This is a genomic window from Streptomyces asoensis (assembly GCF_016860545.1).
GTDB classification, from domain to species: Bacteria; Actinomycetota; Actinomycetes; order Streptomycetales; family Streptomycetaceae; genus Streptomyces; species Streptomyces asoensis.
On the sequence record NZ_BNEB01000002.1, the window covers coordinates 2,015,374 to 2,036,977 of the forward strand.

Below are 21,604 nucleotides of genomic sequence, written 5' to 3' on the forward strand. Positions count from 1 at the left end.
TGTTCCGTGGCGGGCTGGGGTCGGTCAGGTGCGGGCGAAGTGGACGAGCAGCGCCCGCCGGTCGTCGGGGCAGCCCTCGGACACCGGGGGGACGCCGTGCCAGGAGTCGTCGGAGCGAACCAGCACCACCGACGTGCCGAGCAGCGGCAGGACCCGCCGGGCGACGTCCTTCATGTCCGGCCCGCGCAGCACGTGCAGGTCGCCCTGCCACTCGCTGCGCCAGGTGTCGTTGAAGTAGAAGAGATGGGTGACCGCCTTGTCGGGGCGGTCGGTGTGCGGCTGGATCCAGCAGCCGCTGGAGTACCGCGTCATGCGGGCCTCGACGGTGCAGCCGTCCAGGTCGGCGCCGGTCAGCTCGACGAGGGCGTCCCGGTAGTCGTCGGAGGTCACCTCGTCGACCAGCAGGCGCCAGGCCTCGGGCAGGGTGTCCACGGCCTCGCGGTGCTGCCGGCCCTCGCTCACGAGGGTCCGGTTGTGCATCAGGTAGTGCTTGCCCCGGCCGCTTCCCGGCCGCCGTTCGCTGCGCACGAACCCGTCGGCGGCGAACCCGTCGTTCAGCGTGCGCGCCGTGTCGTCGTCGCGGAAGGAGCTCGGGACGACCGCGTAGTGGTAGGGGTCCTTCTCGAGCCGCGCGTCGCGCAGGGCCTGAAGGTCAATCAGCGTCATGTCGTTCTCTCCTCGGGGCGTGGTGCTCGAAGACCCGCCGCACCGCCCGCAGCCGGGTCTTCGGGGACAGCCCGTGCTGCCGCTCCAGGTAGCGGGCGACGCTCTCGTGTTCGTCCTCGATGCCGGTGATCAGGCTGCGCATCGTCCAAGCGGGGGACGCGGTACGGATCTGGAGCTCCTCCAGGGACCCTTCGTAGGACCACTGGGGGCGCGGGTCCTGCGGCCCCAGCGCCCGGTAGGCGCGGCCGGTGAGGCTGTAGTCGCCCGCCACGGCCGCCAGCCGTACCCCGAGGCCGCGCAGGGTCAGCGCGCTGACCACCCCCGTGCGGTCCTTGCCGACCGTGCAGCAGACGTAGACGGGGTCCTGGTCCGGCTCGGCCAGCAGGCCGATGATCTCCACGGCCACCGGGGCGGCGAGGGTCAGCATCGAGCGGTAGTTGAACAGGTAGGCGCTGGGCGGCGGGCGGCGCACACCGCGGATGCGGGACATGTTCCCGCCCACGGGCCGGCGCAGGAGCCGGGCGCGCATGCCGGCCGGTCCGTCCTCGATGCCCTGCTCGAAGGCGGTGCGCAGGTCGACGACGGTGCGGATGCCCAGGTCGTCCAGCGCGGGCGCCGTGAGCGGGGAGGGGGCCGGCCCCCGGTAGAGCACGCCGGACCGCAGCCGCGCGCCGTCCGGGCCGGGCAGCCCGGCGCTGTCGCGGACGTTGGGCAGGCCGGGCAGCGCGACGGTGCGCGAGCCACGGGTGGGACGGGCCGCCGCCGCGGGAGTTCGCTCGGCGGGGTGTCGGCGGGCTCCGGTGGTCACCGTGCCACCGCCTGTTCGCGCCGCAGCAGCAGGTCGGTGACGCGGTCCGCGGTGCTCCGGTCGGTGACCCCGATGCGCACCGCGGCCGGGCTGTCGGGGGTGCTGGGCACGGCGCGCACGACGTAGCCGTGCGCGTGGAGGTGGGCCGCCGCGTCCGCCGCCTCGCGCGGCGAGGCGACCTGCCAGGTGGCGAAGTTGCCGCCGCCCGGGAGGGCACGCCAGCCGGGCAGCGCCTCTTCGACACCGCGGGAGAAGTGTTCCCTGACCTCGCGGACCCCCGCCCAGATCTCCTCGAACAGGGGCTGCTCGCGCAGACAGGCCCGCAGGAGGGCGACGGCGGTGCCGGACACCGGCCCCTCCGGGTCGAGGTCGAGCAGGGGCCGGACGGTGTCCGGGTGCGAGCTGAGCACGGCGATGCGGGCGCCGGACAGGCCGAAGCACTTGGAGAAGGTGTTCACCCGCACCACATGGGGCGGGTGGGGGCGCCCGGTCAGCGTCCCGATCTCCTTCTCCCCGCCTTCGGTGAAGGCGAGGTAGGCGGTGTCGAGGACGAGCAGGCTGCCGTGGTCGGCGACAGCGCGGGCGAGAGACTCCAGCTCCGCCCGGGCGTGGACCTGGCCGGTGAAGCTGTGCGGCTGGGTGACCACGACGAAGGCGGGCGGACCGCCGCGCAGCCGGGCGGCCAGGTCGGCGAGGGAGAACCGGCCGGTGCCGGGGTCGGGCGGCACCTGGTCGAGCCGGCACCCGGCGATCCGCGCGAATTTCTGCCAGCCCTCGTAGTTCGGGTGGTGCAGGACGATGCGCCGGGCTCGGGGAAAGGCCCGCACCAGCAGCCCCAGGCCCGGGTCGCTGCCCGCGGTCAGCACCAGCCCGTCCGGGTCCGCGTCCAGGTGGTCGGCGATCTCGGCGTAGACGTCGCGCAGCACCGGGTAGGTCAGGACCTCCAGGGGGTCCAGACCGGCGAGCGTGCGCCGGTGCAGGTCCGCGGCGCGCGCGTCGAGCAGACCGCTGCTCTTGAGGTTGACCTCGCCGGGCCGGCGGGTGCGACGGCTGCGGTAGCGGCCGCTGCTCTCGACCCGGAAGGGGGACGGCGCTCCCGCCTGCGCGGGCTCCTCCTCGCGCGGCGGGTACGCACTCACGATGCCCCCAGCAGCACCGGGTCGCCGTCCGCGCCGGCCGCGCGGGCGGGGATCCGCTCGAAGACGGCGGTCACGTCGGGCTGCGGGCCGAAGACCACTTCGTAGGCATCCCGCAGCTGGGCCGGGTCCAGGTCGTGGGTACCGGGCACGAACAGCTGCCGGTTGAAGGCGGCCATCTCCTCGTCCGACAGGTCGGGGCGGGCCGCCTCCCAGGGCGCGTAGACGGTGGGACGGGCCCGCCCGCCGAGCGCCTGGACGGTCGCGATGGTGTGCCGCACCCCCTCCACGCTGGTGCCCGGCAGTCCCACGATCACGAAGCAGTTCAGCTCGATGCCGGCCTGCGCGCACCAGCCGGCGAGATTCTCCAGGTCCTGCTGCGACTTGTGCTTGGAGCGGGGCAGGGCGCCGTGGCCGTGCGGGTCGAGGGTCTCCAGACCGACGCTGATCCGGACGCAGCCCGCCCGGCCCATGGCCCGCACGAGGTCCTCGTCCAGGTGGTGCATCGTCGTCGCGCACTTCCAGGGGAAGCGTGCCCCGTCGGCGGTGAGCCGTTCGCACAGGTCCATGGTCCAGCGGCGGTCCAGGGTGAACGTGGGCGCGTAGAAGGCGACGTACTCGAAGGACGCGGTGCGGAAGGACTGTTCGATGTACTCGACGGTCCGCTCCACGGTGAGCCGGCGTTCCTTGCGGCCGAAGATGGGGTGGACCTCGCAGTACGAGCAGCCGATGGGGCAGCCGCGGGCGGCCGGGACGACGAGTTCGCGGCGCTGCGGGATGCCGCAGAACTTGTTGGCGTCGTCGTGGTAGAGCTCGTCGTAGCGCTGGTAGGGGATCTCGTCCGGGGTCGGCAGGTACCACTCCTGCGCGGGCAGCACGGCGCCCGGCGAGGACGGCGCGTGCCAGCTGCCGTCGGCGTGCCGCAGGTGCACGCCCGGCGCCGTGACGGTCTCGCCGTCGAAGAACCGCAGGGCCGCCAGGACCGCGGCCTCGAAGTCGCCGTTCTCGGCGACGGCGTCGATGTCGAGCTGCTGGAAGAACAGCGGGTTGACGCCGCTCAGGCGGCCGAAGGTGACGATCGGGGTCCCGGGGCTCAGTGCCCGGGCGTAGCTGACGAAGCGCCGCAGGCCGTCGATGCCGTCGAAGTCGTTCATGACGGCGATGGCGTCGTAGCGCTGCTGGAAGAGGTCGTTGCCGATGTCCTTCCAGGTCCGGCGCAGCACGGTGGCGTCCAGGACGGTGACCTCGCTGTCCGGCAGCGCGGTGCGCAGGTGACCGGCCACCTGGTAGAGGGCGAGGTGGTGGCCCGCGTTGAAGTAGCTGAGGATCTGCGGGGGCCACACGACCAGGATGCGCGACCCCGGTGCGAGGGCGGCCGCCCGGCCGGCGGGCGTGACGTGCTCAGACATGGAGGGCCCTTTCGCGGGTGTCCGGGCGGACACGGTGGACGGACTTGAAGCGGTCGGGCACGGGATTGCGCCTGTCCTGCCAGACGACGGCGGATTCCCACCAGGTCTCGACGGCGAGGAGTTCGGCCGCGGTGTCGGGTCCGGTCAGCGAGACGACGATCTCGGCGACGGACGAGCCGAGGGAGGTGGCGGGGTCGTAGTGGCGCCCCTCCTCACCGGTCGCGGTGTACAAGAGGGTCTGCGGCAGGGGGCTTCGCCGCGGCAGGTGGCGCAGCACCCCGTGGGCGGAAGGGAAACGCGCGTAGCCCTGGCGTCGTCCGGTCGGACGGATCGTCACCTGGTCGCTGCGCCCGGCCTGGCCGAGCAGGCTCGCGCCGTGCAGATGGACGCCGAGGGTGTCCTCGTGCGTCTCGACCATGCGTGATCCGCCTGCCCGGCAGGCGGTCTCGCAGACGACGAGCCGGTCGTCCGGGGTGTGGAAGAACTCGACCTGGAAGGCGCAGACGCCGGGCACGGCCGGCATGGTGGCCACCACCTTGGCCGCGGTGTCGCGCAGCCGGGCGGACATCGGGTCCTCGTCCGGCATCATGCCACTCATCCCGGGGGCGTCGTACGCCACGGAGAACCAGTCGGAGTAGGGCTGGTAGGACGGTTGGGCCAGGAGGATCCGCCCGTCCCGCATCAGGCCGTTGATGTGGTAGAAGTCACCCTCCACCCAGGCCTCGGCGAGGTCGGGTGCGGCGGTGCGGCCCGCCGCCCAGTCGTCGGTGAACGCCGTCAGCGCGTCGCCGTCCCACAGCACCCTGGTGCCGTTCGAACCGCCTGACAGGCGGCTCTTGACGACCAGCGGGAATCCCGCCTCGTCCGCGAAGGCGTCCAGGTCGGCGGGCGAGGCCAGCCGGCGCATCGGGGCGACCGGGATGCCGGCCTCGGTGAGCAGGCTCTTCATCGTGTACTTGTCGCGGTACGCGGTGGCGCAGGCCACGTCCTGGCCGGGCAGACCGAGGCGCTCGCGCAGCGTAGCGGCGGGCAGCACCTCGCGCTCCCCGGTGGACAGCACGCGCCGCACGCCGAAGCGCCGGCACAGGGCGACCAGGTCCTCCTCCAGCCCGGGCCGGTCGAGGCTGCTCACGAGGTGCAGATGGCGGAAGCCGCGCGCGAGCTCGGGGAAGGCGCTGGTACCCAGTCCGCTGCGCGTGCTGACCACGATCAGCTCCTGCCGGGCCTGCGGGAACCACTCCGGCACGCGGTGCAGGATCGGCTTGTTGTTCAGGAGGAGAAACACGGAAGTTCCTTTCGCCTGCGGGGGCCGCTTCAGGCGTGGCCGTCGCGCAGTGCCTGTGCGTACGTCTCCAGGGCGGCGGACCAGTGGGCGGCGTACTCACGGACCGCGGTGAGGAACTCCTCGGCCTGCTCCCGGTCCGCCACCAGTCGCGTCATGCCGGTGTCCTCGTCGCTGACCTGGGCCGCGTGCATGGTCTCGGCCTTGATGTGGGAGTCCACCCAGGCGAGGTCGTCGCGGCCGGCGAACAGGGTGGTCCCGGGTACCTCGACCTTGGCGTACAGACGACGGAAGCCGACGGCGATGTCCAGGGCGATGTCCTCCACCACGCGCAACTGCACCGCCGCGCCCAGCGGATGGGTGGCCAGCCGGTCCATGGAGTCCAGCAGGCCGGTGACGGCGCGGGGGAGTACCGCCGCCGACTGCCGGTCCTCCTCGGCGACATGGGCGGCGACGGGCTTCAGGACGGTGTCCTCCCACCAGACGTAGTGGATGCCGGCCGGGCCGCGCGGAGCCACCTCGCGGAAAGCGGGCGCCGCGTTGTCCAGGTCGTCGCCGATGACCTGGTAGACGGTCTGGAAGGCGGCCAGCAGCTCGTGGTCGGGGGCGTCCTGGCCCTGGAAGCGGCGGGCCATGACGCCCAGACCGGAGAGCGTCGTGAACATGAACGCCTTGGTCATGGCACGCCACCGGTGGGCGATGGCGAGCGCGGCTTCGGGGGTGACGCTCTCGGCCTTGCGGGCCTCGCCGAAGAAGGCGTTGTCGGCCCGCCGCAGCCGTGCGGCGTCGATCTCCTTCCCCACGCGCGCGTCGAGGTCTTGTTGTTCCGCGGCGGACAGGGCCAAAGCGTTCACGGTCACACACTCCAAAGGGGACGGGGCCGGGGCGGGCCGGACCGGCGGTGCCGCCGGTCAGACGCCCAGGCGCTCCTTGACGTCGGCGAAGAAGGCGATGTGCCGGTAGTCGCGCGCCTGCGCGTCGTAGTCGGTGTACGAGTTGGTGAAGGCGAGCATGCGGGCGGTCACGGAGGTGACGGGCTCCTCGTGGATCCGGCTCTCCATGCGCTGGATCTCACCGAGGAACTCCCGCAGGACGGCGACGATGTCGGACGCGACGTGGATGACGCCGTCCTTCACCTTCAGGCCGCCGTGGCTCTCGCAGTAGTTGAAGAGAAGTTGCGAGGCGACGGCGTCGTAGTTGGGCCGGGGGATGCCTTCCACGGCGTACCGCAGCAGGCGTTCGGCGAGGATGAACTGGGCTGCCTGCCGGGCCTGTTGCCGGGGCAGCTTCTCGTCGTCCTCGCAGGCGAGGATGCCGGAGACGTCGACGCGCAGCTCTTCGAGGCCTGCCAGCGGCTTGCGCTTCTTGGCCGACAGGTACTGCGGCACGGGCATGTCGCCCTGCCGGTGGTGGTACTCGTGGAGCCGCACCCACCACGAGGACGCCTGCTCCACCTGCTCGTCGGTCATGCCGTGCAGCAGGGGGAAGCTGTCCGGCGCCGTCACGGCCTCGATCATGCGCCGGGTGATGCGCAGATGGCGCTCGACGAACTTGTCGATGAAGTAGAAGATCATGTCGTCCGGGCCCTGGTGGCCGTCGAGCTGGTTCTCCGGGAACAGCGCGACGACGACCCGCGCCCCGAACCCCTCGCTGGCGCCGGTGATGTTGACCGGCAGGGTGTTGCTCGCGTACCGCTCGGCCAGGTGCGGGTCGGTCGGCAGGGTCTCGTACGTCAGGTAGTCCAGCGAGAGCGACGGGAAGTAGGACGCGTCGAAGAGGGAGAAGACGTCGTTGTCCCGTCGGCTGTTGATGTGTTCCTTGGTGGCCTCCAGCACCTGTCCGGGCCGGAAGACGCGCAGGTCCGCGGCGAGCGCCCGGGTTATCGGGCGCTCGCTCAGGGCGGGTGACCGCTCCAGCCGGTCGGCCAGCTCCTTCAGGAACTGCGGGTCCCGCAAGGACGTACGGTCGCCGATCCGCCGTCGTAGCCGGTCGACCTCGGCGAACACCGGGTTCATGTCGTCCATCAGTTCTCCTGCGGCCGGGTGCTCAGTCGGTGCTGTAGCGGTCGACGTGCTCGAACCAGTACTCCAGCTGCACGGTGAGCCGGGTGATCTCCTCTCCGGAATCGACCCGGGACACGGCGTGCCACGACTTGTCGGTGGGCGGGAAGGCCAGCAGCTGGCCGGGGCGCGGGGGCAGCCGGAAGACGTGGTCGTCGTCGGGGTCGCCGCTGAAGTGGACCTCGAACTCACCGCCGGCGTTCGTCGGCCATTCGGGGTTGAGGTAGAGGATGGCGGTGATGGCCTTGTCGGCCTTGTCCTTGTGGACGGAGATGAAGTCCCCGTCCACGTGCGTGTACACGCCGATGTCCTGCGAGAGCCCGTGCAGGTCGATGCCGGTGCTCTCGGAGAGCCAGTCGGTGAACTCCACCCCCGCCAGGTCGTCCAGCAAGGAGCGCCAGACGGCCGGCAGCTCGCCGGAGGCCCTGCTCCGCTGGTTGTTGACCATGAGGTAGAACAGGTTCATCTTGTACTGCTTCTCGTGTTCCGGATCGACGCGGGAGATCGCGGCCGTCCGGTTGACCGGCGCCGTCGCGTACAGGTCGCTCACCACGTCCTTGGTGAGCAGCCCCTGGGCCAGGTGCAGCGTGAAGGGGGCGTCGACGTGCAGGACCGGTGTGTCCTTCCGAAGCATGAGGTCAGCTCCTTCTTTCGGGCATCGAGTAGCCCAGTGCGAGGGTGAGCAGAGAACCGGGGGCGTCCTGGGCGACGGGCGAGACCGAGTGCCAGGAGGCGTCCGAGGGGACGACGGTGTAGAGGCTGCCCGGTACCGGCAGCACCGAGCGGGCGGGGGCGTCCCTGTCGGGCGACTCCCACAGGTCGTAGGTGCCTCCGCCGTTCTCGGGCCAGTGCTCGCTCAGGACGAGGACGGCGTTCATCGCCCGGTCGGGTTTGCCGCGGTGCACGTTCCGGTAGTCACCGGGGTCGCGCAGCGACACGTTGACCTCCAGCGCCGCGCCCTCGAGGTCCACTCCGGTGCGGGAGGACAGCCAGGTGCGGAAGGAGTCCTGTACGACCTCGTCGAGCAGTTCGGCCCAGGCCGGGGGCAGCTTCTCGGCCTTCGGTGTGTGACGCCCGTCCTGATGCACCGTCATGAGCCAGAGCCGGTAGTGCTTGTCGAACTCCGGCGCCTCTTTCACCGCGCGGATGAACTCGCTCATGGCCGGCGGTTCGGCGTTGAGCCGGCGGAGGTCCTCGGCGTCGATCAGGTGGAGTCCGGTGTGGTGCACATGTGGTTCCGCGTGGGTGACCACCTGGGCGCTGGCTCGTATCAAGGTCGCCTCGCTGGAGTCGGGGCCCGGTGCGCGGTCCGTGGGCCGCGGGGACGGGGCGCCACCGGCGGTCGCCCGGTGGTGATCCAGAGTCTGCGCCGGGTGCCTTGCCGATCTCTCGCCCGACCGCTGGCCGACTCCTTGCGGGGGTCCTTGCGGCCGCCCTTGCAGCTCGCGCCCGGGGCGTCAGCGCGGGTGGTGCGGGGTGTCCTCCAGCCGCGCGCGTGCCTGCTTCGCCTCCGGGTGTCCCATGTCGTCGAGGATCCGGACGGCCTGGCGCCACACGAGGACCGCGGTGATGTGCGCTCCCCGGGCCTCGTGGGTGTCTCCCAGGTGCAGGAGGGTGTCGGCCTGGAGGTAGCGGTCGTTCATGTGCCGGTACAGGCCGAGCGCCCGCCGGTAGCAGTCCAGGGCCTCCGGATGGTGCCCCAGGTGGTGGTGGGCGAGCCCGAGGCTGTCCCACGCGGCCGCCTCGCCGTTGACGTCGCCGATGGCCCGGTGCAGCGAGACCGCCCGGTCGCACCAGGTGATCGCGCGTTCGTGGTCGCCGAGGAGGATGTGGGTCCAGCCGGTCTCGTTGAGGACGACGGCCTGGCCGCCGAGGTTGCGGATGCCCCGGTACAGCGCCAGGGCATGCTCGTAGTGGCGCAGGGCCTCGGTGTGCCGGCCCCGGGCGTTGGCGAGGAAGGCCATCTGACGGCGGGTCCGGGCCTGTCCCGCGGCGTCGCCGGCCTCGGTGAACAGGGTCAGGGCACGCCGGAGGAACGCGTCGGCCCGGTCGTCCTCGCAGAGGCGTCCCCAGGCGAAGCCCAGCGCCCGGCAGGCCTGTGCCTCCCGCACCGGGTCCTTCAGCGAGATGGCCGCCTCCAGGGCCGTCCGCTGGACGGCTGTCTGGTCCTGCCATCTGCCCTGCCGGTCGAGGTGCAGTTCCAGTGCCTGGGCCAGCAGCCACGCGTGCTGCGGGAAGCCCCTGCGCTGTGCGTACGGCACGGCGGACAGCAGGACCGGCAGCTCGCGGTCGAGCCACGCCATGGCCTCCTGCCGTCCCCCGATCGGTTCGGGTGCGACGCCCGGTGCGGCCTCGGGTTCGAGCGGGGCCTCGATGCGGTTCGGTATGAGCGCCTCGGCGGCCGCGTACGCGGTGTGCAGGCAGTGGTCGAGCAGCCGCCGTACGGCGAGCTGCCGGGTGTCCTCGTCCTCCAGTTCGCGGCTCTGTTCGAGGGCGTGGACCTTCAGCAGGTCGTGGAAGGCGAACCGCTGGGGACCCGAACGGGCCAGCAGGTGGGCGCCGTTCAGGGTGGCCAGCAGCGCCCTGACCCGGCGGGCCGGCAGGGCGGCGAGACTGGCCGCGGCGGCGGCGGAGATGTCCGGGCCCGGGTGCAGGGCGAGAAGCCTGAGCAGCCGTGCCGCCTGCGGGCCCACACTGCGGCAGGACCAGGAGAACACGGTGCGCAGGTCGGTGTAGCGGTCCTCGCCCGCGAAGCCGTCGAGGCTGTCGCGGTCGTCGAGGAGCGCGGCGGCTACGGAGGCCAGGGGCAGGTCGGGCTGGGTCGCGGCATGGGCCGCGACGATGGCCAGGGCCAGGGGGAGCCGTCCGCACAGGTCGATGATCTCGTCGACGGCCGCGGGCTCCGCGGCGGTGCGCTCACCGCCCACGCGGCCGGCGAGGACTTCGCGTGACTCCTCGCGGCTGAGCAGGCCCAGGGTGATCGGCCGTGCCCCGTGGGTGGCGACCAGGCCGCGCAGCTGGGTGCGGCTGGTGATGACGACCAGGCACGAGGAACTGCCCGGCATCAGGGGCCGCACGTGCTCGGAGTCGAGGGCGTTGTCCAGCAGGATCAGGATCCGCTTGCCGGCCAGGAGACTGCGGTAGAGGGCGACCCGTGAGTCGGTGTCGGGGGGCAGGTCCCTGGCGGGCACGCCGAGGGCGGTCAGGAACGAGCGCAGCACCTCCGCCGCGGGCACGGCGGACTCGCTCACGTCGAACGCGCGTAAGTTGACGTACAGCTGACCGTCCGGGAACCGGTGGGCGAGGCGGTGCGCCACGTGCACGGCCAGGGTCGTCTTGCCGACGCCCGGCATCCCGTCGATGGCGCTGATCACCACCGAGGCGGCCGCCGGCCGGCCGTCGTCGAGAGCGTCCAGCAGCTCGGTGAGGCGGGCGAGTTCGGTGCGGCGCCCCACGAACGTGCACAGATCGGGCGGCAGTTGGGTCGGCCGCACAGCGGGGGCGCTCTCCGGCGCGTGCTGCCGGGGCGGCAGGTCGGTGCCGGAGAGCGGTCGGCCGTCGTCGGTACCGTCGGGGGGTGTCTGCACATCGTGCAGCAGACGGGCGCGGACGGCGCTGAGTTCCGGCCCGGGCTCGACGCCGACCTGGACGGCGAGACGGGCGCGCATCGTGTCGTACAGGGCGAGCGCCTCGGCCTGCCGGCCGGTGGCGGCCAGCGCCTGGACCAGACGGACGTGCAGGGACTCGTCCAGAGGGTGCAGCGCGGCGGCGCTCTGGAGCAGTGGCAGCATCCGCTCGGGTGCTCCGGTGGCGAGCACGAGGTCGGCTCCCTCGCGCAGCACGGCGAGGTGTTCGCTGTCGACCGCGAAGAACGCCGGGTGGCCGCGTAACTCCTGCGGGACGCCCGCCGCGGCCTCCCCGCGCCACAACGACAGTGCCTGGGTGAACAGCTCGGCGGCGGCCTCGGTGTCGCCGCCGGCCCGGGCGGCGCGGGCACGCTGCGCGAGTTCGCGGAACCGCAGCAGATCGAGGGTGCCGGCGTCGACGTCGATGGCGTAGCCGCCGACGCGGCGCACCAGAAGCCGGCCGGGAGCGCGCGGCGCCAGGTGGGGTTCCAGCAGCTTGCGCAGATTGCCGACATGCCGGTGGACGATGTTCGCCGCGCTGCTGGGCGCCCCGGCGGGCCACAGGGCGTCCACGATCCTGGACAGGCTCACGGGCTGTCCGGCCTCGAGCAGGAGCAGGGCCAGCACCGCCCGCTGCTTGGGCGGCCCCGGGGGCAGTTCCGCACCGTCCCGCCAGATCCTGATGGGTCCCAGGACCCCGAAGGCGATGTGTCGATCCATGTCTTCCCACAAGCCCGGCCCTGCGGCCGACGAAACTGAAATGCGCTGATCAGAGTGTATGTGGCAGGCTCTCCGGCAGGCCGTGGCCGCCAAGTGGAGGGAGACGTTCCTTGGCTTGTTCTCACCGTCAGTGCAACGTCACTCTTTCCGCACAGGGGCATGTGTAGCCTGCTCGCCGCACGTACTGAGCGAGTGGAAGGCATATGCACCAGGCATGATGTATGCAACGGAAGTACACCAGCCCCGGACTCTGACGGCGGACCTCTCACTCGAAGCATTTGGCGTGATGACGGCACGGCGGGGCAGCGAGCCGGTGCACCTCGGACCTCCGAGGCACCGGGCGGTCCTCGGGCTGCTGATGCTGCGCCTCGGACAGGTGGTCCGCGTCGACCAGCTCGTCGACGAGTTATGGGGCGACAAACCGCCGCGCCGGCCCCACGCCACCCTCCAGACCTACATGTCTCATCTTCGACGGGCCCTGACGTCGGGTCACGGCAAGGACGCCGGGGTGGCTCCCCTGCACTACCGGGCGCCCGGATACGTCCTCGCGCTGGATCCGCAGGCCATCGACGTGTGCCGGTTCGACGAGATGGTCTCCCGCGGACAACAGCACGCCGCCGAGGGCCGGTTCGGTGAGGCGCGCGAGGCGCTCGACTCCGCGCTGCACCTGTGGCGGGCCGACCCCTTCCTGGATCTCACGTCCTACGAGCCGCTGGCCGAGGAGAGCGCACGCCTCCAGCACCTGCGCACGGCGGCCGTGACGATCCGCGCCGAGGCCCTGCTCGCCCTCGGCGACGCGCGGACCACGGTGGAGTCCCTGCGGCGCGAGGTGATCCGCTTCCCCTCGGACGAACGCATCGTGGCCGCCCTGATGACCGGCCTGTACCGGCTCGGCCAGCAGACCGAGGCGCTCCGCCTGTACGAACGTACGCGCACGCAGCTGTCGGAGGAGCTGGGCGTGGCACCGGGCGACGACCTGCGGCGCGTCCATCTGGCCATCCTGCGGCACGAACTGGGCGGCGCCGCACCGGCCGGGCAGCGGGCCGAGGTGCGGGCCCGGCCGGACCGCGAGCCCCGGAGCGAGGAGAGCCGTCCGCCGGCCGACGCCGTCCACGGCCGCGCCGCCGACCCCGCGACGACCGGCACCGGACCCGGCGGGCACACCGGCGCGCGGCCTGTGGACGACGCCGCCGGGTCCGGCAGGACCCCGGCCCACGCGTCGCCGCTTCCGCTCTTCGAAGGGCGCGAACACGCCCTGGCCTCGCTGCGCCGCTCCATCACGGCCGCCCTGGAGGGCAGCGGACATCTCACCGCGGTCGTGGGTCAGGCCGGGGTGGGCAAGACCGAACTGCTGGCCCAGGCCACGGCGCACGCCGCCGGATGGGTCGCCGGAACCCGGGTGGTCCGGGTGAGCTGCCGGACCGCGGAGGGCATGCCGGCCTGCTGGGTGTGGCAGCAGGCGCTGCGGATGCTCGGCGGCCCCGACGCGCTGCCGGGCGACAATGCGCCCCGGCTCTGTCCGGACCCTACGGTGACAACGCTGTCAGACTCACCGGAGGGAGCGGACGCCGACCGCCGGGAGCAGACCCAGCAGCGCTTCCTGGCCCACGACGCCCTGAGTGAAACGATTCTGCGCCACGCGGACGACGCTCCCCTCCTGCTCGTCCTCGAGAACGTGCACCTGGCGGACCGCCCCACGCTCGACGTCCTCGCACTGCTCAGCGACGGCACACAGGGCCGCGCGGTGAGCGTGGTGATCAGCGTCCGGGAGTCCGGTGTGGGAGCCGGAGCCGAACCCGACGGCCCGCTCCAGGAGTTGCTGGCCGACTCCCGCACGGACGTCGTCCACCTCGACGACCTGTCCGAGGAACAGGTCCAGACCCTCCTCGCGGCCCAGGGCGGGCCCGGCCCGGCCACGCCCGTGGTGCGCGGACTCTACGAACGCAGCGGCGGGAACCCCTACCTGCTCGGCCAGCTACTGGCACACGCGGGTGGTGCCCGCTCCCTGCACGCCGCGCGCGCGGCACGCCAGGTCCTCACCGAGATCCCCACCGGCGTGTCCAGCATGCTGCGCCGCCGTCTGGCCGGACTGGCCCCGGAGGTCCTGCGCGTGCTCAGGGGATGCGCGGTACTCGGGACCGAGGCCGACCTGACCCTGCTGACCACCGTGCTCGGCGACACCACCCCCGGCGTCCGCGCCGTGGAGGAGGCGCTGCGCACCGGTCTGCTGCGCCGCGACCACGATCACGCCCGCACCCTGGTGTTCCGCTACGGCCTGGTACGCGACGTACTGCTCGCCGAGATGAGCGACCAGGAGCGTTCCGACCTGCACGCCTGGGCGGTGGACGTGCTCGGCCGCCAGGCCGACGGCCACCCCGCGGCGGCCTCGCGCCTGGCGCACCACGCCTGGCAGGCCTCGCTGACCCTGCCCCCGGACCAGGTGCTGCCGTACCTCGTGCGGGCCGGCGAGCAGGCCGCCCTGGAGAGCCGGTACGACCGCGCGCAGACCTGGTTCCGGCGCGCCCACGCGCTGCTCACCTCCGGCCCCTCGGCGAGCGGTGCGGCCGCGCAGGCGCTGCAACTGCGCAAGCGCATCCTCCAGATCGCCACCGTCACCCGCGGATACGGCGACCGGGAGGTCGTGGCCGAGTCCCAGCGGGTGCTGAGCATGTCACCCGCCGCGGTCCAGGAGCCGGCACTGGTGTTCTCCCAGTGCATCGCCCAACTGGTCACCGGACACCGGGAGGAGAGCGCCCGCCGCGCCCATCAGCTGCGCGTCATGGCGCAGAACGGCGACGCGCCCGAAGCCCGCCTGCACGAACGGCTCGCCCACGGCATCCTGCACCTGCCCGACCGCACCGCCGAGGCGCTGGCCGCCCTGACGGAGGCCGAGCAGACGGCCGGGAACCTCTCCGCCGCCCGGCTCCGGCAGCTCGCGCACCACACCCAGCACGACCCCCGATTCCTGGCCATGAACCACCGGACCCTCGCTCTGTCGCTGCTCGGCGCCCAGGACGACGCGCTCGCCCTGGCCCAGGAACTCCTGGCGCTCACCGGCTGCGAGGGCACACCGGTCGACCGGGCCAGCGCCCACTACTCCCACGCGCTGGTCGCCGCCCTCGCCGAGGACGCCGACGCCACCGCCTCCTCCGCCGCCGAGGGCCTGCGCATCGCCGACGCGCACGGCCTGCTGCACTGGGCGGCCCTGCTCAAGGTCTGCCGCGGCTGGGCGCAGCACCGGCTCGGGACACCTGGCGCACTCGACGCCCTCAAAGCGGCCGTGACCGACCTGAGCGTCCGCCACCTGCGGATCCGCCTCCCGCTGCACCTGGGGCTGCTGGCACACGCCCAGTACGACGCGGGCGCCGTCGAGGCCGCCCGGGCGACCCTGCGGCGGGCGGCCCGGGAGATCAGGGCCGCGGGCGAGGACGCCTACCTCAGCCCCGACCTGCCCTTCAACCGGCTGCCGCGCCTCCAGCCGCCGCTGCCGCCCCGCGGGTGCAGCGATCCGACGGAGCATCTGGCCGGCCTGCCCAGGCGTTCCGGCCACTGACCGGTCCAGGCCGCTGACGAGTCCCGGCTCGCGACAAGCCCCGTCCTCCCACGAGCCCCGATGCCGGACGGCTTCGGCCGCGTCCCGCCGGCCACCCCCACCCGTACGCCGTGTCCCCCCGCGTGAAAGGCCCGGTCCCCGATGACCACCCCCCACCCCCATGGCCCCGACGACGCCGCGACGGCCGCGCCCGTCGTGTCCGCCGGAGGCACCGCCGCGACGGCCGAGCCCGCCGTGCCGAGCGCGCCCAGGAGCGAACCGCCGTTGTGGGCGCTGCACCGCGAACTGCTCGGCACCACGATCCGCACCGACCTCACCCATGCCTTCCGTCCCGGTCAACCGCACGCCGCCGCCTTCCCCGACGAACGGCGCGAGACGCTCATGGCCACGGCACGCGGCGACGCCTGCGACCTGAATCTCTACACGTTCGTCGGCCAGTGGGGCACCCACGTCGACCCGCCGTCCCACTTCGTGACCGGCGCCCGCACGCTGGACGAGATCCCCGTCGACGAGATGATCCTTCCGCTGGTGGTCCTCGACATCAGCGACCGGGTGGCCGCCGACCCCGACGCCGTACCGACCCTGGACGACGTACGGGCGTGGGAGGCCCGCAACGGCCGTGTCCCCGCGGGGTCGTTCGTCGCGCTGCGCACCGACTGGAGCCGCCGCTGGCCCGACGCGGCGGCGATGGCGAACCGGGACGCCGACGGCGTGAGCCACTGCCCCGGGTGGTCGGCCGAGGTGCTGCGCCACCTGATCGAGGAGGCCCACGTCACCGCGATCGGCCACGAGCAGGCCGACACCGACCCCGGCACCGCCGCCTCGGCGGGCGACTTCGGCCTGGAACGGTACGTCCTGGAGCGCGACCGCTGGCAGATCGAGCTGATGGCCGGTCTCCACCGGGTCCCGGAAGCGGGCGCCCTGATCGTGGCGACCTGGCCCCGGCCGCAGGGCGGATCGGGCTTCCCCGCCCGGGTGTTCAGCCTGCACCGGGCGCCCTGAGCGGGGGACACCGCCCCGGAACGAGGCGGCCGGCGGTCACCTTGGCCGGCGGCGGCCTCTGCACCGGCGGTCCCACACGGTCGGGCGGTCCTGGCCAGGGACCGCTCGGGACCGCTCGGGAAGGCAGGGGATCGCCGGGCGTCGCTCGTGCCGGGATCCGACGGGACGTGGCCGGCGTCCGTGGTCGTCCTGCGGCTCAGGGGGCCAGTTCCGCGCGGCGCGAAGCCTCCGGACCCGGTACGGAGGAGGTGTCGTCCACCCGGTGCCGCAGCTCCGCCGAGACGTCCACCACCCCGTCCACGCCTTGACACAGCCGTATGACGACCGGGACGAGCGACTTGCGCTCCACACGGCCCTTCAGCGACACCCGCCCGTCGACGACCCGTACGGTGACCGCCCCCGGCATGATCCCGAGCGTGCGCAGGAGCACCTCACCCGAGATCTCCTCCCGGACGGCGCTGTCGCTCCGCAGGAAGACCCGGAGCAGATCGGCCCTGCTGATCAGGCCGACCAGTCGTCCGGCCTCGTCGACCACCGGCAGCCGTTTGACGCGGTGACGCTCCATGACCTGGGCGGCTTCCACCGCCGTCCACTGCGGTCCGGCCGTCACCGCGGGGCTGTGCATCAGCCCCGCAGCTGTCGTCGCCTCCGCCTTCGCACGGTCGGCGGGCCCGGGATGCAGGACGGGCAACAGGCCCGCCGGATCCAACTGGGCGGCTTCCTTGCGCAGCAGGTCCGCCTCGGAGACCACGCCCATGACGCGTTCCTCGTCGTTCACGACCGGCACGGCGGTGATGTCGTGCTCGGCGAGCAGCTTGGCGATCTCCTTGAAGCCGGTGTCCCGGTGCACCTTCACGACCGACGTGGTCATGAGGTCGCTCACGGTCCGGTGCCGCATGGCTCCCGCCTCCCTGGGTCGCGTGCGTTCCTGCTTCCACTGTCCGCCCGGTCGGCGTGAACCGCATGGGCCGAACGGACCCCGTACGGCGGCGTGCGTCACGCGGCCGAAAGAGGGAGGCTGGACGGAGAGCGGACGGACGCCGGCGCGCGTCCGGCAGTCGGCAGACCTCCTGGAGCCCGTGATGGAAGCCGCACGCAAGGCCGGGCGTAGGACACGGCCGGTGGCACCGGCGGTGAGGAGCGGGCTGTCTCACGGGTCCGAGTGATGCGCACCGGTGCGGACCGGCCGGCCGGTGCGGTGAAGGGCGCGGCGGTCGACGACGCCTCTTCCGCTCTTGTCGCTGCCGCCCCGGCACGACAGCTCGCCGCTGCCGACGTCTACGCTGCGCTGGACACCTCACGGCGTGGTCTCGCGCCGGCACAGGCAGCGAAGAGGCTTCAGGAGTACGGGCCGAACGAACTGCCGCGGACGCGACGCCGTGCCGTGTGGCGGGACGTGGCGACGCAGTTCACGGATCTCTTCGCCGTGGTCCTGCTGGTCGCCTGCGCGATCACCTTCCTGGCCTACGGACTACAGCAGCCCCGTGACGCGGGCACTCTTCAGCTGGCGGTGGCCATCCTCGCCGTCGTCGTGCTGAACGCCGCCATCGGTTTCGCCCAGGAGTACTCGGCGGAGCGCACCGCACAGGCCCTGGCGGCGATGGTGCCGCACGCCTGCCGGGTGCTGCGGGGCGGGGAGCGACTGGAGGTGCCCGCCCGGGACCTGGTGCCCGGGGACGTGGTGGTGCTGGAGGCCGGGGACGCCGTGTCGGCGGACTGCCGTGTCGTCGAGGCGCACGAACTGACCGTCGACAACGCGCCGTTGACCGGTGAGAGCAACCCCGTGGGGCGCACCGCCGAACCGGTGCCTGCCGGGCCCGCGCTGGAGGCCCGCAACGGCATCTTCATGGGTACGGACGTGGTCGCCGGCTCCGGGCGGGCCGTGGTGGTGGCCACGGGGGCGTCGACCGAGTTCGGGCGGATCTACCGGCTGGCGGCCGCCGCGCCACGGCAGAAGACCCCGCTCCAGCACCAGGTGGCCGTCATGGCACGTCGGGTGGCGGGGGCGGCACTGGCGATCGGCGCGCTGATGTTCGTCGTCCGGCTCCCCACCGGCGAGTCCGTCCTGCCCTCCTTCGTGTTCGCGCTGGGGGTGATGGTGGCACTGGTGCCGGAAGGGCTGCCCGCCACCTTGTCGGTGTCCCTGGCGATCGGCGTACGGCGGATGGCGCGCCGGCAGGCCCTGATCAAACAGCTGCTGGCGGTGGAGGCGCTCGGATCGACCACCGTGGTGTGCACGGACAAGACCGGGACGCTCACCCAGGCGGAGATGACCGTGACCCGGGTGTGGGCGGACGGAGTGGTCGACGAGGTGAGCGGGGTGGGCTACGCCCCGCAGGGCGAGGTCGCCGATGCGGCCGCGGTGCGCGAGCTGCTGAGGGTGGCGGGCCTGTGCTGTGACGCGCGGCTGGTGGCGCCCGCCGGCCCTCGGGAGCACTGGCGGGTGCTCGGCGACACGACCGAGGGCGCGTTGCTCGTCGTAGCGGCCAAGGCCGGTCTGGACCTGGGCGCGGAGGCGGCCGCGACTCCCCGGGTGACGGAGTTCCCCTTCGACTCGGACCGCAAGCTGATGACCACCGTCCATCGGACCACGACCGGTCACCAGGCCTGCGTCAAAGGAGCCCCCATGGAGCTCATGGCGCGCTGTACCGACATGGAACGGGAGGGACGGCAGGAGCCGCTCACCGGGCGGCACCGGGCGCAGGCGGTCGCGGCGAGCGACGAGCTGGCGGCCCAGGGACTGCGGGTTCTGGCCGTCGCACGGCGCGAGGTCGGCGGACCCCGGCCCGCGCAGCAGGAAGCCGAGTCCGGGCTGACACTTCTGGGGCTGGTGGGCATGCTGGACCCGCCGCGCGCGGAGGTCACCGAGGCGGTAGCGGCCTGCCGCGGGGCCGGCATCCGGATCGTCATGGTCACCGGGGACCACCCTCTGACCGGGGAGGCCGTGGCCCGCCGGGTCGGGATCGTACGGCGCTCGGATCCGGTCGTGGTGACGGGTGCACGGCTCGACGCGATGAGTGACGAGGAACTCGACGCGCTGCTCGCCGAACCGTCCGAACTGCTGCTGTGCCGGGTCAGTCCGGAGCACAAGATGCGCGTGGTCACCGCGTTCCAGCGGCGGGGCGAGGTGGTGGCGGTGACCGGGGACGGCGCGAACGACGCCCCCGCGCTCAAGCACGCGGACATCGGCGTGGCGATGGGGGCCGGAGGCACCGACGTGGCCCGGGAAGCGGCGGCGATGGTCCTGCTGGACGACTCGTTCGCCTCCATCGCGACGGCGGTGCGGCTCGGGCGCGCCGTCTACCAGAACATCCGCAAGTTCCTCGTCTACCTCTTCAGCCACAACATCGGCGAGCTGGTCCCGATCCTGGCCGCCACGTTCGCGGGATTCCCGCTGGTGCCCATCACCGCCGTTCAGATCCTCGCCATCGACCTCGGCTCCGACGTACTGCCCGCTCTGGCCCTCGGCGCCGAGCCACCCGAACCCGACGTCATGGACCGACCCCCGCGCTCCCCCCGGGAGCGGCTGTTCTCGGCCGCCGTCACGGGACGCATCCTGTTCCTGGGCGGCATCCAGGCGGCCTGTGTCACCGGCGTCTTCTTCTGGCATGTCGTCGCCTCGGGGATCCCGTTCGACGACTTCACCAGGGACACGCCCGTGTACCGGGAGGCGATCACCATGGTGCAGGCGGGCATCGTGCTCAGCCAGTTCTTCAACGCGCTCGCCGTGCGCACCGAGCGGCAGAGCATCCTGAAGGTGGGCCTGCTGTCCAATCCTGCTCTGCTCGCCGCCGGCGGTTTCGGTGTCGCCCTCATGGCCGCGATCAGCTACCTGCCTCCGTTCCAGGCCGTGTTCCACACCGCCGCGCTCGACGCAGCCGACTGGGCGGTCCTCACCGCCCTCGGCACCCTGCCCCTGCTCGCGGACGAGATCCGCAAGGCGTGGCTGCGTCGACGCGACGCCCGTCGGAAGGGAGCCCCACGGTGAAAGTGATCGTCGTCGGGTGCGGACGGGTGGGCACCGCCCTCGCCGCCGTGCTCGCCTCGGAAGGCCACCACGTCGAAGTCGTCGACCGGCGCCCCGAGGCCGTCCGGCGGTTGCCCGACAGCCCCCGGATCCGCTTCCACGAGGGCAACGGCTTCAGCCGCGCCGTCCTGCGGTCCGCCGGGATCGAGCACGCGGACGCCTTCGTCGCCGTCACCGCCGGCGACAACAGCAACATCGTCAGCGCGCGCACCGCGAAGGAGACCTATCGCGTGCCGATCGTCCTCGCCCGCATCTACGATCCGCGGCGCGCCGACATCTACCGCGACCTCGGCATCTCCACCATCGCCAGCGTCCGCTGGACGGTCCATCAGCTCCACCGGATGCTGCTGCACCGCCACCTCAGCCCCGAACTCAGCTTCGGCAACGGAGAGACCCTGCTCGTCCGCTCGGAGGTGCCCGGCTATCTCGTCGGCCGGCGGCTGGCCGAGTTCGATGTGGACGGTGAGATCCGCGTCGTCGAAGTCACCCGCGCGGGCCGCTCCCTGATCCCCGGCCACGGCACGCCGGCGCGGGCGGGTGACCTGATCACCTTTGCCGTCGCCGCCGCCGCGCTCGGCAGACTGCGCGGTTTCCTCGACAAGGAGCTGGGAACGTGAACGTCCTCATCGCCGGCGCGGGACGCCTCGGCACCCAGATCGCCCAGGTCCTCTCCGCCGCCCGCAACGACGTCACCCTCATCGACACCGATGACGCCCGCCTTGCCGAGCTCGAAGGCCGCGTCCCGGTGCGGCTGGTGGCGGGCGACGCCTGCGAACCCGCCCTCCTGGAGCACTCCGGCGTCCTGACCGCCGACCTCGTCATCGCCACCACCGGCGAGGACGAGGACAACCTCGTCATCAGCCTCCTCGCCAAACGGCAGTTCGCGGTGCCCCGCGTAGCCGCCCGCGTCAACGACGCCGACAACGCCTGGCTGTTCGACGAACGATGGGGCGTCGACGTCGCCGTCCCCTCCGCCACCCCGCTGATCTCCCTGATCGAGGAGGCCACCGGTGCCACCGACACCGTCGCCCTGCTGCGGCTCAGCAAGGCGGGCGTCGAGGTCGTCGAAACGGTCATCACAGAGCAGTCCAGGACGGCGGGCCGCGCCCTGGGCGACGTCGTGCTGCCTCCGGGCACGGTCGTCGCCACCATCGTCCGTGACGGACAGCCGACCGTGCCCGAACCGACCGAGCGACTGCGCCCCGGCGACGCACTCCTCCTCGTGTCCCACACGGTGACCGAGAACGAGATCCACGCAGCGTTCCAGTGAGCTCCCGGCGGCCTGTCGTCCGGGCCGCCCGCCGCTTTCGCACGC

Annotated in this window: 16 protein-coding genes; 5 read left to right on the top strand and 11 right to left on the bottom strand. The window is 72.7% G+C overall.

Going from position 1 to position 21,604, the window contains the following annotated elements:
* Positions 1 to 24: 24 nt before the first annotated feature.
* From Saso_RS11940 to Saso_RS11985, 10 genes are all read right to left on the bottom strand, one after another.
* Positions 25 to 666, bottom strand: a complete 642-nt coding sequence (locus tag Saso_RS11940) for a 2OG-Fe(II) oxygenase (RefSeq protein ID WP_189919236.1) — start codon at positions 664 to 666, stop codon at positions 25 to 27.
* Positions 653 to 1,474: a tyrosine-protein phosphatase gene (locus tag Saso_RS11945; protein WP_189919238.1), complete on the bottom strand. Its 822-nt coding sequence runs from the start codon at positions 1,472 to 1,474 to the stop codon at positions 653 to 655. The genes Saso_RS11940 and Saso_RS11945 overlap by 14 nt, the downstream gene beginning before the upstream one ends.
* The gene (locus Saso_RS11950) at positions 1,471 to 2,613 is read right to left on the bottom strand and encodes an aminotransferase class I/II-fold pyridoxal phosphate-dependent enzyme (RefSeq protein ID WP_189919240.1); all 1,143 of its coding nucleotides are present in this window, start codon (positions 2,611 to 2,613) and stop codon (positions 1,471 to 1,473) included. Before Saso_RS11950 ends, Saso_RS11945 begins: the two co-directional genes overlap by 4 nt.
* Positions 2,610 to 4,019, bottom strand: a complete 1,410-nt coding sequence (locus tag Saso_RS11955) for a B12-binding domain-containing radical SAM protein (RefSeq protein WP_189919243.1) — start codon at positions 4,017 to 4,019, stop codon at positions 2,610 to 2,612. The genes Saso_RS11950 and Saso_RS11955 overlap by 4 nt, the downstream gene beginning before the upstream one ends.
* A complete protein-coding gene (locus Saso_RS11960; protein ID WP_189919245.1) occupies positions 4,012 to 5,304 on the bottom strand; it encodes an ATP-grasp domain-containing protein in 1,293 nt (430 codons plus the stop codon). Before Saso_RS11960 ends, Saso_RS11955 begins: the two co-directional genes overlap by 8 nt.
* Positions 5,305 to 5,333: 29 nt before the next feature.
* Positions 5,334 to 6,155 carry a DUF6202 family protein gene (locus Saso_RS11965; protein ID WP_189919247.1) on the bottom strand — a complete coding sequence of 274 codons (822 nt, stop codon included), beginning with the start codon at positions 6,153 to 6,155 and terminating at the stop codon, positions 5,334 to 5,336.
* A 57-nt stretch (positions 6,156 to 6,212) separates the two neighbouring features.
* Positions 6,213 to 7,325, bottom strand: a complete 1,113-nt coding sequence (locus Saso_RS11970) for a DUF6421 family protein (protein ID WP_189919249.1) — start codon at positions 7,323 to 7,325, stop codon at positions 6,213 to 6,215.
* 22 nt (positions 7,326 to 7,347) lie between these two features.
* Complete coding sequence (locus Saso_RS11975; protein ID WP_189919251.1) at positions 7,348 to 7,995, bottom strand: 2OG-Fe(II) oxygenase; 648 nt, start codon at positions 7,993 to 7,995, stop codon at positions 7,348 to 7,350.
* Positions 7,996 to 7,999: 4 nt separating this feature from the next.
* Positions 8,000 to 8,635: a 2OG-Fe(II) oxygenase gene (locus Saso_RS11980; RefSeq protein WP_189919253.1), complete on the bottom strand. Its 636-nt coding sequence runs from the start codon at positions 8,633 to 8,635 to the stop codon at positions 8,000 to 8,002.
* 183 nt (positions 8,636 to 8,818) lie between these two features.
* Positions 8,819 to 11,707 carry an AfsR/SARP family transcriptional regulator gene (locus Saso_RS11985; RefSeq protein WP_189919255.1) on the bottom strand — a complete coding sequence of 963 codons (2,889 nt, stop codon included), beginning with the start codon at positions 11,705 to 11,707 and terminating at the stop codon, positions 8,819 to 8,821.
* A gap of 286 nt (positions 11,708 to 11,993) precedes the next feature.
* On the opposite strand from Saso_RS11985, the gene Saso_RS11990 reads away from it, so the two are divergent.
* Both Saso_RS11990 and Saso_RS11995 read left to right on the top strand, forming a co-directional pair.
* Positions 11,994 to 15,260: a BTAD domain-containing putative transcriptional regulator gene (locus Saso_RS11990; RefSeq protein ID WP_189919257.1), complete on the top strand. Its 3,267-nt coding sequence runs from the start codon at positions 11,994 to 11,996 to the stop codon at positions 15,258 to 15,260.
* 141 nt (positions 15,261 to 15,401) lie between these two features.
* Positions 15,402 to 16,262, top strand: a complete 861-nt coding sequence (locus Saso_RS11995; RefSeq protein WP_189919259.1) for a cyclase family protein — start codon at positions 15,402 to 15,404, stop codon at positions 16,260 to 16,262.
* 196 nt (positions 16,263 to 16,458) lie between these two features.
* Here the strand turns inward: Saso_RS11995 and Saso_RS12000 are convergent, their stop codons facing one another.
* Positions 16,459 to 17,160 (bottom strand): CBS domain-containing protein, encoded by a 702-nt coding sequence (locus Saso_RS12000; RefSeq protein ID WP_189919261.1) that lies wholly within the window; start codon positions 17,158 to 17,160, stop codon positions 16,459 to 16,461.
* Between the two features lie 267 nt (positions 17,161 to 17,427).
* Between Saso_RS12000 and Saso_RS12005 the strand changes: the two genes are divergently transcribed.
* The 3 genes from Saso_RS12005 to Saso_RS12015 are packed head-to-tail and all read left to right on the top strand — an operon-like array spanning position 17,428 to position 21,559.
* Complete coding sequence (locus Saso_RS12005; RefSeq protein ID WP_189919262.1) at positions 17,428 to 20,250, top strand: cation-translocating P-type ATPase; 2,823 nt, start codon at positions 17,428 to 17,430, stop codon at positions 20,248 to 20,250.
* Positions 20,247 to 20,906, top strand: coding sequence for a potassium channel family protein (locus Saso_RS12010; protein ID WP_229901139.1), 660 nt, complete (start codon positions 20,247 to 20,249; stop codon positions 20,904 to 20,906). Before Saso_RS12005 ends, Saso_RS12010 begins: the two co-directional genes overlap by 4 nt.
* Positions 20,903 to 21,559: a potassium channel family protein gene (locus tag Saso_RS12015; RefSeq protein WP_189919267.1), complete on the top strand. Its 657-nt coding sequence runs from the start codon at positions 20,903 to 20,905 to the stop codon at positions 21,557 to 21,559. Before Saso_RS12010 ends, Saso_RS12015 begins: the two co-directional genes overlap by 4 nt.
* Positions 21,560 to 21,604 lie beyond the last annotated feature (45 nt).